General features: G+C 56.9%; 14 protein-coding genes. 9 read left to right on the top strand and 5 right to left on the bottom strand.

What is annotated here, in order from left to right; translation table 11 throughout:
* Positions 1 to 58: 58 nt before the first annotated feature.
* Complete coding sequence (gene mdtQ, locus ACMGG3_RS11085; RefSeq protein ID WP_079231860.1) at positions 59 to 1,468, top strand: multidrug resistance outer membrane protein MdtQ; 1,410 nt, start codon at positions 59 to 61, stop codon at positions 1,466 to 1,468.
* Between the two features lie 50 nt (positions 1,469 to 1,518).
* Positions 1,519 to 2,283, top strand: a complete 765-nt coding sequence (locus tag ACMGG3_RS11080; RefSeq protein ID WP_414149895.1) for an SDR family oxidoreductase — start codon at positions 1,519 to 1,521, stop codon at positions 2,281 to 2,283.
* A 42-nt stretch (positions 2,284 to 2,325) separates the two neighbouring features.
* Here ACMGG3_RS11080 and ACMGG3_RS11075 read toward each other — a convergent pair whose 3' ends face one another.
* Complete coding sequence (locus ACMGG3_RS11075) at positions 2,326 to 2,898, bottom strand: DedA family protein (protein WP_163326619.1); 573 nt, start codon at positions 2,896 to 2,898, stop codon at positions 2,326 to 2,328.
* A 157-nt stretch (positions 2,899 to 3,055) separates the two neighbouring features.
* Between ACMGG3_RS11075 and ACMGG3_RS11070 the strand changes: the two genes are divergently transcribed.
* Complete coding sequence (locus ACMGG3_RS11070; RefSeq protein WP_148576202.1) at positions 3,056 to 3,643, top strand: Yip1 family protein; 588 nt, start codon at positions 3,056 to 3,058, stop codon at positions 3,641 to 3,643.
* A gap of 167 nt (positions 3,644 to 3,810) precedes the next feature.
* The gene (pbpG, locus tag ACMGG3_RS11065) at positions 3,811 to 4,734 is read left to right on the top strand and encodes a D-alanyl-D-alanine endopeptidase (protein ID WP_014170890.1); all 924 of its coding nucleotides are present in this window, start codon (positions 3,811 to 3,813) and stop codon (positions 4,732 to 4,734) included.
* Between the two features lie 66 nt (positions 4,735 to 4,800).
* Here pbpG and ACMGG3_RS11060 read toward each other — a convergent pair whose 3' ends face one another.
* Both ACMGG3_RS11060 and dld read right to left on the bottom strand, forming a co-directional pair.
* Entirely contained in the window at positions 4,801 to 5,355 is a 555-nt protein-coding gene (locus ACMGG3_RS11060; RefSeq protein WP_020883208.1) for a GNAT family N-acetyltransferase, read from the bottom strand.
* A 111-nt stretch (positions 5,356 to 5,466) separates the two neighbouring features.
* Complete coding sequence (dld, locus tag ACMGG3_RS11055; protein ID WP_020883209.1) at positions 5,467 to 7,215, bottom strand: D-lactate dehydrogenase; 1,749 nt, start codon at positions 7,213 to 7,215, stop codon at positions 5,467 to 5,469.
* A gap of 189 nt (positions 7,216 to 7,404) precedes the next feature.
* Between dld and bglX the strand changes: the two genes are divergently transcribed.
* From bglX to ACMGG3_RS11030, 5 genes are all read left to right on the top strand, one after another.
* Complete coding sequence (gene bglX / locus ACMGG3_RS11050) at positions 7,405 to 9,702, top strand: beta-glucosidase BglX (protein WP_059306313.1); 2,298 nt, start codon at positions 7,405 to 7,407, stop codon at positions 9,700 to 9,702.
* A gap of 146 nt (positions 9,703 to 9,848) precedes the next feature.
* Positions 9,849 to 10,766: an ABC transporter substrate-binding protein gene (locus ACMGG3_RS11045; RefSeq protein WP_014170886.1), complete on the top strand. Its 918-nt coding sequence runs from the start codon at positions 9,849 to 9,851 to the stop codon at positions 10,764 to 10,766.
* 12 nt (positions 10,767 to 10,778) lie between these two features.
* Positions 10,779 to 11,936 carry an ABC transporter permease gene (locus ACMGG3_RS11040; protein WP_025203650.1) on the top strand — a complete coding sequence of 386 codons (1,158 nt, stop codon included), beginning with the start codon at positions 10,779 to 10,781 and terminating at the stop codon, positions 11,934 to 11,936.
* Positions 11,929 to 12,879 carry an ABC transporter ATP-binding protein gene (locus ACMGG3_RS11035; protein ID WP_032678565.1) on the top strand — a complete coding sequence of 317 codons (951 nt, stop codon included), beginning with the start codon at positions 11,929 to 11,931 and terminating at the stop codon, positions 12,877 to 12,879. Before ACMGG3_RS11040 ends, ACMGG3_RS11035 begins: the two co-directional genes overlap by 8 nt.
* Positions 12,863 to 13,600, top strand: a complete 738-nt coding sequence (locus ACMGG3_RS11030) for an ABC transporter permease (protein WP_025203651.1) — start codon at positions 12,863 to 12,865, stop codon at positions 13,598 to 13,600. The genes ACMGG3_RS11035 and ACMGG3_RS11030 overlap by 17 nt, the downstream gene beginning before the upstream one ends.
* On the opposite strand, the gene ACMGG3_RS11025 is transcribed toward ACMGG3_RS11030, so the two are convergent.
* Complete coding sequence (locus tag ACMGG3_RS11025) at positions 13,575 to 13,688, bottom strand: protein YohO (protein ID WP_010433613.1); 114 nt, start codon at positions 13,686 to 13,688, stop codon at positions 13,575 to 13,577. The two genes, ACMGG3_RS11030 and ACMGG3_RS11025, sit on opposite strands and share 26 nt — an antisense overlap.
* Positions 13,689 to 13,757: 69 nt before the next feature.
* A complete protein-coding gene (gene mlrA / locus ACMGG3_RS11020; protein WP_020883214.1) occupies positions 13,758 to 14,498 on the bottom strand; it encodes an HTH-type transcriptional regulator MlrA in 741 nt (246 codons plus the stop codon).
* Positions 14,499 to 14,624 lie beyond the last annotated feature (126 nt).

Here is a 14,624-nt window from a genome sequence, read left to right as displayed (position 1 = left end):
AAAAAAAAGAGCGACGTCTGGCGTAAGTTGCGCCTTTATTTTTCGCGTGAATGGCGTAATGAAACCTTTATCTCTGAGTATTCCCCTGGTTTTTATTCTGGTGGCCTGCGCGCCGGAACATGCCTCGGTTTCCCCTGTAAATATGCAATCAACAACGGCTGCGGTGAATACTACGCTGAGCCATACCGCGTGGCCGAAAGATGCATGGTGGAAAACGTATAACGATCCTGAACTCAATTCGCTGATTGCGAAGGCGCTGAACGATGCGCCGGATATGCAAATTGCCCGTCAGCGCATCACGCTGGCGGAAGCGCAGGCAAAAGCCACCCTGGCCGCCGGGGGGCCGGAAATTGATTTCTCAGCGGATGCTGAACGGCAAAAAATGTCAGCCGAGGGGCTGATGGGGCCCTTTGCGATAACCGATCCGGCGGCGGGAACCACCGGACCGTGGTACACCAACGGTACTTTTGGTCTGAGCGCGGGCTGGGATCTCGATTTGTGGGGGAAAAATCGTGCACGGGTTGAAGCCCGAATTGGCCGGGTAAACGCGCAAAAAGCGGAGCTTGAGCAAACCCGGCAACTGCTTGCCAGCAGCGTCGCACGTCTTTACTGGGCGTGGCAAACCCAGGCCGCGGTGGGGGATGTCCTCACGGAGATTAAACACCAGCAGGACACGATTATTGCAGCCGACCGCGAACTGTATCAGCATGGGATCACCTCTTCCGTTGAGGGCGTCGAGACCGACATCAACGCCAGCAAAACTGACGAGCAGCTGGCAGAAGTGAACGGAAAAATGAAAGCCGTTGAGGCGCGTCTGAGCGCCCTGACGAACACCTCCTCAGTGACGCTTACACGCCACGCCTTACCCACAGTAGAAGCCTCGCTCCCGGCCACGCTGGGGTATGAACTGCTGGCACGTCGACCGGATTTGCAGGAGGCTCGCTGGTATATCGAGGCCTCCATGAGTGACGTTGAGGCCGCCAGAGCAGCCTTCTATCCCGATGTGAATCTGATGGCTTTCTTACAGCAGGATGCCCTGCACCTGAGCGATTTGTTCCGCTCTTCTGCGCAGCAGATGGGCGTCACCGCCGGGCTGACGCTGCCCATTTTCGACAGCGGCAGGCTAAACGCCGAACTGGATATTGCCCAGGCGCAGAACAATCTCTCCGTCGCGCGTTATAACAAAGCGGTGGTGGATGCGGTGAATCAGGTGGCGCGCACGGCCAGCGAAGTCGAAACACTGACCGCAAAAAACCAGCACCAGCAGCGTGTCGAAAAAGAGGCTGCCCGCGTTGTTGCACTGGCTCAGGCCCGCTTTCGCGCCGGCATTATCGCCGGCTCCCGCGTGAGTGAGGCCAGAATACCGGCCCTCAGGGAGCAGCTCACCGGGGTGATGCTCAAAGGCCAGTACGTTGACGCCACGCTGCAGCTGACCTCGGCGCTGGGCGGCGGCTATCATCAGGGCTAAAAAGTGCGATTATCTATACTTACCTCTTTGCAGCTTTTCTGGAGGTGAGTATGACCAAAGTCGCGATTGTTACCGCATCGGATTCAGGGATTGGGAAAACCACGGCCCTGATGCTGGCTGAACGAGGGTTTGATATCGGCGTCACCTGGCATTCCGACGAAAAAGGTGCGCTGGAAACCTGCCGCGAAGTCGAGGCGAAGGGCCGGCGTGCAGAGGCGGTTCAACTTGATTTAAGCACTCTCCCGCAGGGGGCGCAGGCCATTGAAACGTTAATTACGCGCTTTGGTCGGCTGGACGTGCTGGTCAACAATGCCGGGGCGATGACCAAAGCGCCGTTTCTCGACATGCCGTTTGAGGAGTGGCGGGGGATTTTTACCGTTGACGTGGATGGCGCGTTTCTCTGTTCACAGATCGCTGCGCGTCAGATGGTGAAGCAGGGAGAGGGGGGGCGAATTGTGAACATTACCTCGGTGCATGAACACACGCCTTTACCGGATGCCAGTGCGTATACGGCGGCCAAGCATGCCCTGGGCGGATTAACCAAATCCATGGCGCTGGAGCTGGTCGAGCATAACATCCAGGTGAATGCCGTTGCGCCAGGTGCCATTGCCACGCCAATGAATGATATGGACGACAGTGAAGTGAAGGCCGGTTCGATGCCCGCGATCCCGCTCGCGCGGCCGGGGCATACCAAAGAGATTGCCAGCCTGGTGGCGTGGCTGTGTGACGGTGACGCCAGCTATGCTACCGGACAATCATTTATTGTCGACGGCGGTTTTATGCTGGCGAATCCGCAATTTAAGCCCGCCGGGTAGAAACTTTTCGCCCTCTCTTTCTGCGAGAGGGCGCCATTGCACTTACTCTTCATCCCGCGTCTTTTCCCGATGCTTCAGCCACAGCCGGACCGCAATCACCACCACGACAATCAGGATAACCCATGCCCAGTGCTTCAGATGCTGGTCAACATTATGCAGCCACGGACCAATCACTTCTCCACCCACATAACCGAGCGTGGTAAAGATCAGGGCCCAGGCAATCGCGCCAAGAATATTCAGCGGCAGGAAAATTTTCGGCGGTAAATGGCTGGCGCCAATCAGTATTGGGCCGATAATCCGAAAGCCGTACATAAAACGGGTGCCAATTACGAACAGGTAAGGGTGACGCTGGATAAGCCGTTGGGCACGGTGAATTTTCTTGCGGTGCTTTGAAAAGCGCTTCAAAAGCATGGGGCCAAAGCGCAGTCCCAGAAAGTAGAGCAGCTGATCGCCAATCATCCCGCCGAGTGCGACTGCGACAACAACAAGCGGGAATTTGAGTAACCCCTGATGCGCGGCCACCCCGCCGAGCAGCGTGATGGTTTCTCCTTCCGCCACGCTGCCAACGACCAGTGCAGCGTATCCATAGTGTTCAATAAGACTGTTGATATCCATTACGTCAATGTCATCTCCCTTATTATGCCTCGTTTAATCATATACCCCATGAATCAATAACGGGGCAATCAACGGAAATTTCCCACTGTACATAAAATAATCTCAGGCCTGCATTATACTTAAGATATCGCTGACGGGCCGACAACAAGGGGGCGTTATGAACCATGTCTGGGGACTTTTCTCCCATCCCGATCGTGAAATGCATGTCATCAAAACGGAGAACGAAACGGTCTCGCATCATTACACGCATCATGTGCTGCTGATGGCAGCGGTGCCTGTAATCTGCGCGTTTATTGGCACAACACAAATCGGCTGGAACTTTGGTGATGGCACCGTGGTTCAGCTTTCCTGGTTTACCGGTCTTTCACTGGCCATTCTCTTTTATGGCCTGATGCTGGCGGGTGTGGCTGTCATGGGGCGTGTCATTCACTGGATGGCGCGTAACTATCCGCAACGTCCATCGCTGGCACACTGTATGGTTTTCGCCGGGTATGTCGCGACCCCGCTGTTCTTAAGCGGTATTGTGGCGCTGTATCCACTGGTCTGGTTGTGCGCGCTGATCGGTACTATTGCCCTCTTTTACACCGGTTATCTGCTGTATGTGGGGGTACCAACCTTCCTCAATATCAATAAAGAAGAGGGCCTGAGCTTCTCCAGTTCAACGCTCGCTATCGGCGTGCTGGTGCTGGAAGCGCTACTGGCTCTGACGGTTATTCTGTGGGGTTATGGATACCGTCTCTTCTAGGCTCTCTGCATTGCTGGCGTAAATGCCAGCAATGCAGCATCTGTTCACGATTATCCTCTGGCGACAAAGCCCGGTGACCGCTATGATGCCGAAGCCAGCCTGCGTTTCTCCATCGACACAGGCGGTGTACGTCATAACGTGCGTGAATAATTATCAGAAGTCTCACCATGCTGAAATTCCGAGTCTCTTTACTTAGCCTGGCCCTGTTGCTGGGAGCGTCCGCTGCCGCGCCAGCGATCGCCAAAACGCCCGCCGTGACCACCGCTGCTGCCCAGCCGCAAATCGCTTCCGGCAGTGCGATGATTGTTGATCTCAACACCAATAAGGTGATTTACGCCAGCCATCCGGATCTGGTACGCCCGATCGCCTCGATTACCAAATTAATGACCGCGATGGTGGTGCTTGATGCACATCTGCCGCTGGACGAAAAACTGAAAGTGGATATCAGCCATACGCCGGAGATGAAAGGGATCTACTCCCGCGTGCGACTGAACAGCGAAATCAGCCGTAAAAACATGTTGCTGTTGGCGCTGATGTCTTCTGAAAACCGCGCGGCGGCGAGCCTGGCCCACCACTATCCGGGTGGCTACGACGCATTTATTCGTGCGATGAACGCAAAAGCCAAATCGCTGGGGATGACCAATACCCGTTACGTCGAGCCGACTGGCCTGTCGATTCACAACGTCTCCACGGCCCGCGACCTGACAAAACTGCTAATTGCCAGCAAACAGTACCCGCTGATTGGTCAGCTCAGTACGACCCGTGAAGAGATGGCGACCTTTGCGAACCCGGCCTATTCGCTGCCGTTCCGTAATACTAACCATCTGGTGTACCGGGATAACTGGAATATTCAGTTAACGAAAACCGGGTTTACCAACGCGGCGGGACACTGCCTGGTGATGCGTACCGTATTCAACGGTAAACCGGTGGCGCTGGTGGTGATGGATGCCTTTGGTAAATACACCCACTTCGCGGATGCAAGCCGACTTCGTACCTGGATTGAGACGGGGAAAGTGCAGCCGGTACCGGCCGCGGCGTTGACCTACAAAAAGCAGAAAGCAGAGCAGATGGCAACCGCCCAGAACGACTGAGCCGGACTGCAGATGACTGTGTTTTCGCCCTCTCCCGCGGGAGAGGGCAACAGACCTCGCTGCGCCTTACTCCGGCAGCGTCCAGTCTCCGTCATTGAGTGAGCGCTGCATGATCACCGTATCCCGCCAGTCACCTTTCTTATACCCGACGCTGCGTAACTGACCGACGATTTCGAAGCCGTATTTTTTATGCAACCGTAACGAGCCGGCATTGTTGTTGCCATCCCCCACAACGGCAATCATCTGCCGCCACGGTCCTTGCTCGCAGCGGGCGATCAGCGCATCCATCAGGACGGAGCCAAAACCACGACCGGTAGTACTCGCATCCACGTAAATCGACTCTTCCAGAGTGTAGCGATAGGCATGGCGCGGACGGTATGGCGTCGCGTAGCAGTAGCCTACGACGATGCCGCGATACAGCGCGACAAGCCACGGTAAGCCATTCTCGGCCACGCTTTTCATTCGCTGACGCATTTCATCAATGGTGGGGGGAACTTCTTCAAAGGATGCGCGCCCGTGAAGCACATGCCAGGCGTAGATAGCGGCGATAGCATGCACATCGTCGGGAAGGGCATCGCGCACTTCCACTTCGGTTTCGGATAAAATATCAACAGCCGACATGATGTGCCTGCTCCTCGTAACAGATGCCGGAGAAACGTTTCTCCGGCGACAGAACGCTACTCTAGTACGATTAAGGCGCGCTTAACAATCTCTCAAATTTGGCTGTGGGAATTAATCAGACGCTTGCGTCACGGGCTGCTCCGCGTCAGGACTCTCTTTCCAGTATTTATTCCGCGTTGTTTTACCAATGCCGGGGTTCATGCTGTTTGTGGGGTCATTCTCGCGATAAAACTGCTTAAGTGCGTCAGGAGCCTTATAAAGATGCCCCACGTTATGTTCCGCAGGATATTGTGCGCCTCGCGCGTGCAGCAGCGCGAGCATCTGCTCTTTCAGCGCGTGCGCATCCACCCCTTTCTTAACGATGTAATCCTGGTGGAAGACGTAGCACATAAAGTGGCCGTAATAGAGCTTGTGGACCAGCTTGCTGTCAATTTCCGGCGGCAAGTGTTCAAACCACTCGGTATCGTTGCGGCGAAGGGCGATATCCAGCGCCAGAATGTCTTCCACCTCGTCTGAATGCACCGCCTGATAACGAATGGCGGCACCCGCAGCGGCGAAACGGTGCAGGAAGGCTTTGCTGCCCTCTTCAGGGGTACAGGCAAAGAAATCGCCTTCGGCAGTTTTGAAGAATTCACTGAGCCAGGTTTGCGCTTCGGCAATTCCGTCCCCGGCCATTTTCAGCAGCAGGTGATGCTCGTACTTATCGCGCCAGGTTTTCATCCGCTCCGGCAGATGTGACGGGAAGACGTTGCCCAGTTTCTGCATAAAGCGGTCGGTAAAGTGGGGTTTAAACAGCGGCACTTTTTCCAGCATCGCGTCGGTACGGCCCTTCATGGTGAAGAAGAACGGCATTTTATCGGTGCCGAGCTTGTCGATCATCAGGAACGTATCTTTGCCGTAGCGTTCCGCGATGTCGTAAATATCACGGTGCATGTACTCGCCCGCCACCGGCAGGTGAGCGAACTCGCCCAGAATATGACGACGGATCTCGGTCAGCACGTCCGGCTGATTGGTGCCGATGTAGAACACCTGCTGTTTTTTCTCGGCCGGGAAGGTGTCGAGGCGCACGGCAAAAACAGCCAGCTTGCCCGCACAGCCCGAAGATTCAAACAGGCGATCAGGGTCGGCGTTGTAACGTGCCGGGGTATCCGCTTCGATATCCCGCACGCGGGTGATGTAATCGTGGTCGTGAGCATGACGACCGTCGTGCTGGACGTCTTCATCTTTCACCCGATCGTCGTCGAGCTTACTCAGGATCTGCTCCGGCGTAACGCCAAGATCAATGCCCAGATGGTTGACCAGGGTCAGCTTGCCGTTTTCGTCGATACGGGCAAAAAGTGACATCTCGGTGTAAGCCGGGCCGCGCTGCACCAGCGAACCGCCGGAGTTATTGCAGATCCCGCCGATCACGGAGGCGCCAATACAGGATGAGCCAATGACCGAATGCGGTTCGCGTCCCAGCGGCTTAAGCGCTTTTTCAAGGGAGTAGAGCGTCGTGCCAGGGAACGCGAGCACCTGCTCGCCTTTATCCAGCAGATGCAGTTTGTCGAGACGCAGGGTGCTGATGATCACGATGTCACGATCGTAATCGTTGCCGTTCGGCGTTGAGCCTTCAGTCAGGCCGGTGTTAGCCGCCTGCATGAGAATAATTTTGTCGGCGGCCACGCAGGCGCTCAGGACGCGCCAGAGTTCAAGCAGCGTGCCGGGAAACACCACCGCCAGCGCCTCGCCCTGACCGGAACGAAAGCCCTTACGGTAGCGGGCGGTTTTTGCCGGGTCGGTAAGCAGGTGAGAGGAGCCAACCAGGCGCGACAGTTCGTTAATAAACGTCGTGTTATCGTGAGTTCGAACAGAAGACATCTTCCACTCCTTGTGGTGGGGCAAATTTCTCGCTGTAAAGCATAGCGCGATTAACTGTTAAGCGGTCGAGTATTCACGAGAAAAATCAGAGAATAACCCTGCAACGTTCTGAGGGTTTGTGGCACACTGCGCTTTTCGCACGGTCTGGCCGAGTTCTTCCGGCGGTTATTGATGAGAGAGTAAAACGACATGAAATGGCTATGTTCTGTAGGTGTCGCCGTCAGCCTGGCGCTGCAACCTGCGCTGGCAGAGGATTTGTTTGGCAATCACCCGCTCACGCCTGAAGCACGGGACGCGTTTGTCACGGAATTGCTCAAGAAAATGACGGTCGATGAGAAAATTGGCCAGTTGCGTCTTATCAGCGTCGGCCCGGATAACCCGAAAGAGGCCATCCGCGAGATGATCAAAGACGGGCAGGTCGGGGCTATTTTTAACACCGTCACCCGCCCGGATATCCGCAAAATGCAGGATCAGGTGATGGAACTCAGCCGCCTGAAAATTCCGCTGTTCTTCGCCTATGACGTGGTGCACGGTCAGCGTACCGTCTTCCCGATTAGCCTTGGTCTGGCATCGTCCTTTAACCTTGATGCGGTGAAAACCGTGGGGCGCGTTTCCGCCTATGAAGCGGCGGATGATGGCCTGAATATGACCTGGGCACCGATGGTGGACGTCTCCCGCGATCCGCGCTGGGGCCGCGGCTCAGAAGGGTTCGGTGAAGATACCTATTTAACAGCCACGATGGGGAAAACCATGGTGGAAGCGATGCAGGGTAAGAGCCCGGCAGATCGCTACGCGGTGATGACCAGCGTCAAACACTTCGCGGCCTATGGCGCCGTGGAAGGGGGTAAAGAGTACAACACCGTGGATATGAGCCCGCAGCGGCTGTTCAACGACTACATGCCACCGTACAAAGCGGGGCTGGATGCCGGCAGCGGCGCGGTGATGGTGGCGCTGAACTCCCTCAACGGCACGCCGGCGACCTCCGATTCGTGGCTGCTGAAAGACGTTCTGCGTGACCAGTGGGGCTTTAAGGGCATTACCGTCTCTGACCACGGCGCCATTAAAGAGCTCATTAAGCACGGTACCGCCTCCGATCCGGAAGATGCGGTACGCGTGGCGCTCAAGTCCGGCATCAACATGAGCATGAGCGACGAGTACTACAGCAAATACCTGCCGGGGCTGGTGAAGAGCGGTAAGGTGACCATGGCGGAGCTGGACGACGCCACGCGCCACGTGCTGAACGTGAAATATGATATGGGGCTGTTTAACGACCCGTACAGCCACCTGGGGCCGAAAGATTCTGACCCGGTAGACACCAACGCGGAAAGCCGTCTGCACCGCAAAGAGGCCCGCGATGTGGCACGCGAAAGCCTGGTGCTGCTGAAAAACCGCCTCGACACGCTGCCGCTGAAGAAATCCGGCACCATTGCCGTGGTGGGACCGCTGGCTGACAGCAAGCGCGACGTGATGGGGAGCTGGTCTGCAGCGGGGGTGGCCGATCAGTCCGTCACGGTGCTGACCGGTATCAAGAACGCCGTGGGTGAGAACGCGAAAGTGGTTTACGCCAAAGGGGCGAACGTCACCAATGATAAAGACATTGTCACCTTCCTCAATCAGTACGAAGAGGCGGTGAAGGTCGATCCGCGTTCGCCGAAAGAGATGATTGATGAAGCGGTGAACACCGCTAAGCAATCTGACGTGGTTGTCGCGGTAGTGGGTGAAGCGCAGGGGATGGCGCATGAGGCCTCCAGCCGTACCGACATCACCATTCCGCAAAGCCAGCGCGATCTGATTGCCGCCCTGAAGACGACCGGCAAGCCGCTGGTGCTGGTGCTGATGAACGGTCGTCCGCTGGCGCTGGTTAAAGAAGACCAGCAGGCCGACGCGATCCTGGAAACCTGGTTCGCCGGTACTGAAGGCGGTAACGCGATTGCCGACGTGCTGTTTGGCGATTACAACCCGTCAGGCAAGCTGCCAATGTCCTTCCCGCGCTCGGTCGGGCAGATCCCGGTTTACTACAGCCACCTGAATACCGGCCGTCCGTACAACGCCGACAAACCGAATAAGTACACCTCCCGTTACTTCGATGAAGCGAACGGCCCGCTGTATCCGTTTGGTTACGGTCTGAGCTACACCACCTTCAAGGTTTCTGACGTCAAAATGTCTGCGCCGACCCTGAAGCGTGACGGCAAAGTTACCGCAAGCGTCGAGGTGAGCAACACCGGTAAACGCGAAGGGGCAACGGTCATTCAGATGTACGTCCAGGATGTGACCGCCTCCATGAGCCGTCCGGTGAAACAGCTGCGTGGCTTCGAGAAGGTCAACCTGAAGCCGGGCGAAACCAAAACCATCAGCTTCCCCATCGACGTGGATGCGCTGAAGTTCTGGAACCAGCAGATGAAATATGATGCGGAGCCAGGCAAGTTTAACGTCTTTATCGGGGTCGATTCCGCCCGCGTTAATAAAGGCGAGTTCGAGCTGCTCTGACGTTTCCCTCCCTTGCATCCCCCGCTTTGCGGGGGATGCGTCTTACCTTATGTTAAAAAGGCATTTTGACGGTTAATTCCGCCGTTTTAAGCTACGCTTTTCTCTCAAGCCTCTGAAAAAGGCAGCAAAAAAATGAGGACAGTGGAATGACGATTGCAAAGGGGATGTTGGGTTCAGCGGTGTTACTGGCGGCGCTGAGTCTGCCATTACAGGCGGCAGAACCGGTAAAAGTGGGTTCCAAGATAGATACCGAAGGTGCGCTGCTCGGTAACATTATTCTGCAGGTACTGGAAAGCCACGGTGTTAAAACCGTCAATAAAGTCCAGCTGGGAACCACGCCTGTGGTACGCGGCGCGATTACCTCCGGCGAGCTGGATATCTACCCGGAATACACCGGCAACGGCGCGTTCTTCTTCAAAGATGAAAACGATCCGGCGTGGAAAAATGCCAAAGCCGGGTATGAAAAAGTCAAAAAACTCGACGCTGAGCAAAATAAGCTGGTCTGGCTGACGCCGGCGCCGGCCAACAATACCTGGACCATCGCGGTGCGCAAGGACGTGGCGGAGAAAGGAAAGCTGACCTCGCTTGCGGATTTGAGTCGCTACCTGAAAGAGAAGGGTGACTTTAAGCTTGCGGCTTCCGCTGAGTTTATTGAGCGTCCGGACGCGCTGCCGGCGTTTGAAAAAGCCTATGATTTCAAACTGGATCAGGCCCAGCTGCTCTCTCTGGCGGGCGGTGATACCGCGGTGACCATCAAAGCCGCTGCGCAGCAAACGTCAGGCGTTAATGCGGCGATGGCTTACGGCACCGACGGCCCGGTCGCGGCGCTTGGCCTGCAAACCTTAACCGATCCAAAAGGCGTCCAGCCGATTTACGCCCCGGCACCTGTCGTGCGGGAAGCGGTACTTAAAGCGTACCCGGATATTGCTGAATGGCTCAAACCGGTCTTCGAAAAGCTGGATGCAAAAACGCTGCAACAGCTGAATGCCAGCATTGCCGTTGAGGGACTGGATGCCAAAAAAGTGGCCGCCGATTTCCTGAAACAACAAGGGCTTGTGAAGTAACAGGACAGGGCTGTGCCAATAAAATGTCATAACCGCGTACTGCTGCTGTTGGCCTGTGTGGCCATCGCGGCGGTCGCGTTACCGTTTGTGAATGTGGCCCCGAATCGCCTGATGTCGGGGGAGAGTCGCTCGCTCTGGCAGGTCTGGTCATTTACGCCGTGGTTACTGGTGACGGCACTGGGCGCGTGGGTTGCGTTGTCGCTCTGGCAAGGACGCACGGCTCAGTGGCTGACGCTGCTGCTTTGTGAAGGGCTGTTTATCGCCTTATTCTGGGGAGGCGGGCTTGCGGCAACGCACATGACCTCGGCGGAAAGTCCGCTGGCAAGAACCTCTGTGGGTAGCGGTTTGTGGCTCTGGCTGGCGCTGTGTCTGCTGGCCTGCAGCGATGCTATTCGCCGTCTTATCTCAACATCCGTCTGGCGCTGGATACTCAATGCCCAGATATGGTGTATTCCATTGCTGCTGCTGTTTAGCGGTGAGCTGAATAATCTCTCGCTGTTAAAAGAGTACGCCAACCGTCAGGAGGTGTTTAATGACGCCCTGGCGCAACACCTCACGATCCTCTTCGGCACCCTGATCCCGGCCTTACTGCTCGGCATACCGCTGGGTATGTGGTGCTATCGCCACCCTTCACGTCAGGGTGGGGTGTTTGCCGTACTGAATGTGATTCAGACCATCCCGTCCGTCGCTCTGTTTGGCCTGTTGATTGCTCCGCTGGCCGGGCTGGTGAAGTCGTTCCCGGTGCTGGGAACGATGGGGATCGCCGGAACCGGTTTAACGCCAGCCCTTATCGCGCTGGTGCTCTATGCGCTGCTGCCGCTGGTGCGCGGCGTGGTGGCCGGGCTGAGCCAGGTCGCGCCGGACGTGCTGGAAAGTGCCCATGCAATGGGGATGAGCGCGAGACAATGTTTCTGGAAGATCCAGCTGCCGCTGGCTTTGCCCCTGCTGCTGCGCAGCCTGCGGGTGGTGGCGGTGCAAACCGTTGGTATGGCGGTGATTGCGGCGCTGATTGGCGCGGGCGGCTTTGGCGCGCTGGTTTTCCAGGGGCTGTTGAGTAGCGCCCTGGACCTGGTATTATTGGGCGTGGTGCCCACGATTGCGCTGGCGGTTGTCATCGACGCGCTGTTTGCCTTATGGCTCGCGCTGCTCAGGAGAAGAGCCAATGATTGAATTTCACGATGTCAGTAAAACCTTTGCGGGTCGTCCGGCGGCAAGCCATCTCAATCTGAATTTTGCCGAGGGCGCATTTTCCGTGCTGATTGGCACATCGGGATCGGGAAAATCCACCACCCTGAAGATGATTAACCGCCTGGTTGAGCATGACAGCGGTCTGATCCGCTTTGCCGGAGAAGAGATCCGCAGCCTGCCTGTGCTGGAACTGCGTCGTCGTATGGGGTATGCCATCCAGTCCATCGGCCTGTTTCCGCACTGGACGGTCGCGCAGAACATCGCCACCGTGCTGCAGCTGGAGAAATGGTCGCGGGCAAAAACTGCCGACCGGGTTGATGAACTGATGTCTCTGCTCGGGTTAGAACCTGCGCTGCGTGACCGCTACCCGCACCAGCTTTCCGGAGGCCAGCAGCAGCGGGTGGGCGTGGCGCGTGCGCTGGCGGCCAATCCGCAGGTGTTACTGATGGATGAACCCTTCGGCGCGCTGGATCCGGTCACGCGCGCCGCATTGCAGGCGGAAATGACCCGCATTCATCGCATTCTGGGGCGAACAATCATTCTTGTGACGCACGATATTGATGAGGCGCTGCGTCTGGCCGACCATCTGGTGCTGATGGACCATGGCGAGGTGGTGCAGCAGGGGACGCCGCTTGAGCTGCTGACCTGGCCGAAAAACGATTTTGTGCGTGAGTTTTTTGGCCGCAGCGAGTTGGGCGTCAGGCTGCTCTCGCTGCGTACGGTCAGCGACTATATGCGTCGACAGGACGCGACGGTGCGTGGCGAGCCTCTGCAGGAACAGATGAGCTTGCGGGATGCGCTTTCGGCGTTTGTTGCCCGTCAGTGTGAAGTGTTGCCCGTTGCGGATGCCCGGGGCGCGCCAAGTGGCACCCTGCATTTTCGCGATCTGCTGGCAGGGGAGGTGACACGTGAAGGCTCTTCGTGATCCGCTGCTTTGGCTGGTCGTGCTCTTTGTCGCTTTGCTGTTCCTGATGCCGCACAGCGCGGCGCTGTTTAGCACGCTCTTCCCCGACTTGCCGCGCCCGGTGTATCAGCAGGAGAGTTTTATTAATCTCGCCCTGGCCCATCTCTGGCTGGTGGTGCTCTCAAGTGCCATCGCTATTGTACTGGGCGTGGGGGCGGGCATCGCGGTCACGCGGCCCGCGGGACGTGAGTTTCGCCCGCTGGTGGAGACCATTGCGGCGATTGGCCAGACGTTTCCGCCGGTGGCGGTGCTGGCGATTGCAGTGCCGGTGATGGGTTTTGGTCAGCAACCGGCCATCATTGCGCTGATTTTATACGGTGTGTTGCCCATTTTGCAGGGTACGCTGGCCGGTATTGCGGCGGTACCTGCGTCGGTACTGAGCGTTGCTGAAGGGATGGGGATGAGTCGCGCAGAGCGTCTGCGCAAAGTTGAACTCCCCCTGGCGGCACCGGTCATCCTTGCGGGGATCCGTACGTCGGTGATCATCAACATCGGGACGGCGACCATTGCGTCGACGGTGGGAGCCAATACCCTGGGAACGCCGATTATCATCGGCTTAAGCGGGTTCAATACGGCCTATATTGTGCAGGGGGCGTTGCTGGTCGCGCTGGCGGCAATCGTCGTCGATCGCGTTTTTGAGCGTCTGGCGCAGTATCTCAGCCGACACCGCCACGAACAATAAACGAATACCCGGCCAGCATCACGCCGCCGATACCGCTTACGGCCATCAGAACAAAAAGGGTAATTACGGCCAGTTTGGTTGCCTTCATCATGTGCTCCTGTTGTTAACGGAACAATTATACGGTGAAGCGCAGCTGTTAATGAACCATTAAATGCCGTTACGGCTCTTCCGGGCCAAGCGAGTAAACCGGGTAACCATGTTCACGCCATTCCGTCATCAGCTGTTGCTGTGAGGCGGAAGGCACTTCCCCGCACCAGACCAGCAGGGTCTGGCCGTCGAACAATTCAGGGCGAAATTGCGCCAGCGAGTGCACAAGAACATCAACGCGCCAGCCATTCTGGGTGGCAATCCAGGCCTCCAGCCACAGACGAGTAGTATCGTGCACGTTCCAGCCGACCACCAGCGCGTCTTTTCCGTGCTTGTTCTTCGCCGAGGCAAGGCAGACGGCAATGTAGTTGATCAGGACGCCGTCGAGCATACTCAGCAGCGCCTGCAGGGTGGTCTGCTGGCACTGCAGGCGTCGACGGAGCGGGATGAAAAGATGCGTGATCAGCGTTTGCGCAGGATAATCGCGCCCTTGCTCTTTTATCCATGCGCGCAGGCGCTGCAGATTGCCCGCCTGCAGAAGGCGCAGCAACGTTTCCTGTTGTTCGCGCCAGAGAAGCTGCGTGTCAGGATCGTCATGGCTGAGCAGGGATTTCACTTTGCCAACCTGCACACCGTTATCGATCCAGCTTTTGATCTCGCGGATCCGGTCGATATCGGCATCGTTGAAGAGACGATGGCCTCCGTCCGTTCTCTGCGGTTTGAGTAATCCATACCGTCGCTGCCATGCCCGTAGCGTGACGGGATTGATATCACAAAGGAGTGCCACTTCACCGATTGTGTAAAGCGCCATATTCGCCCCCTGGCTTACGCGTCCCCAGGTTAACTGTAGTCCCTGTTTACTGAACCAGGAAGAAATGGTTGTTTTTTGCACGAATAATGCGAAGCAGGCGTTAGGTTCGGCAAAAGGTGTGATGCC

The organism is Enterobacter sp. BNK-18 (genome assembly GCF_047456135.1).
Taxonomy (GTDB): domain Bacteria; phylum Pseudomonadota; class Gammaproteobacteria; order Enterobacterales; family Enterobacteriaceae; genus Enterobacter; species Enterobacter ludwigii.
This window is presented reverse-complemented; position numbering and strand designations above follow the sequence as displayed.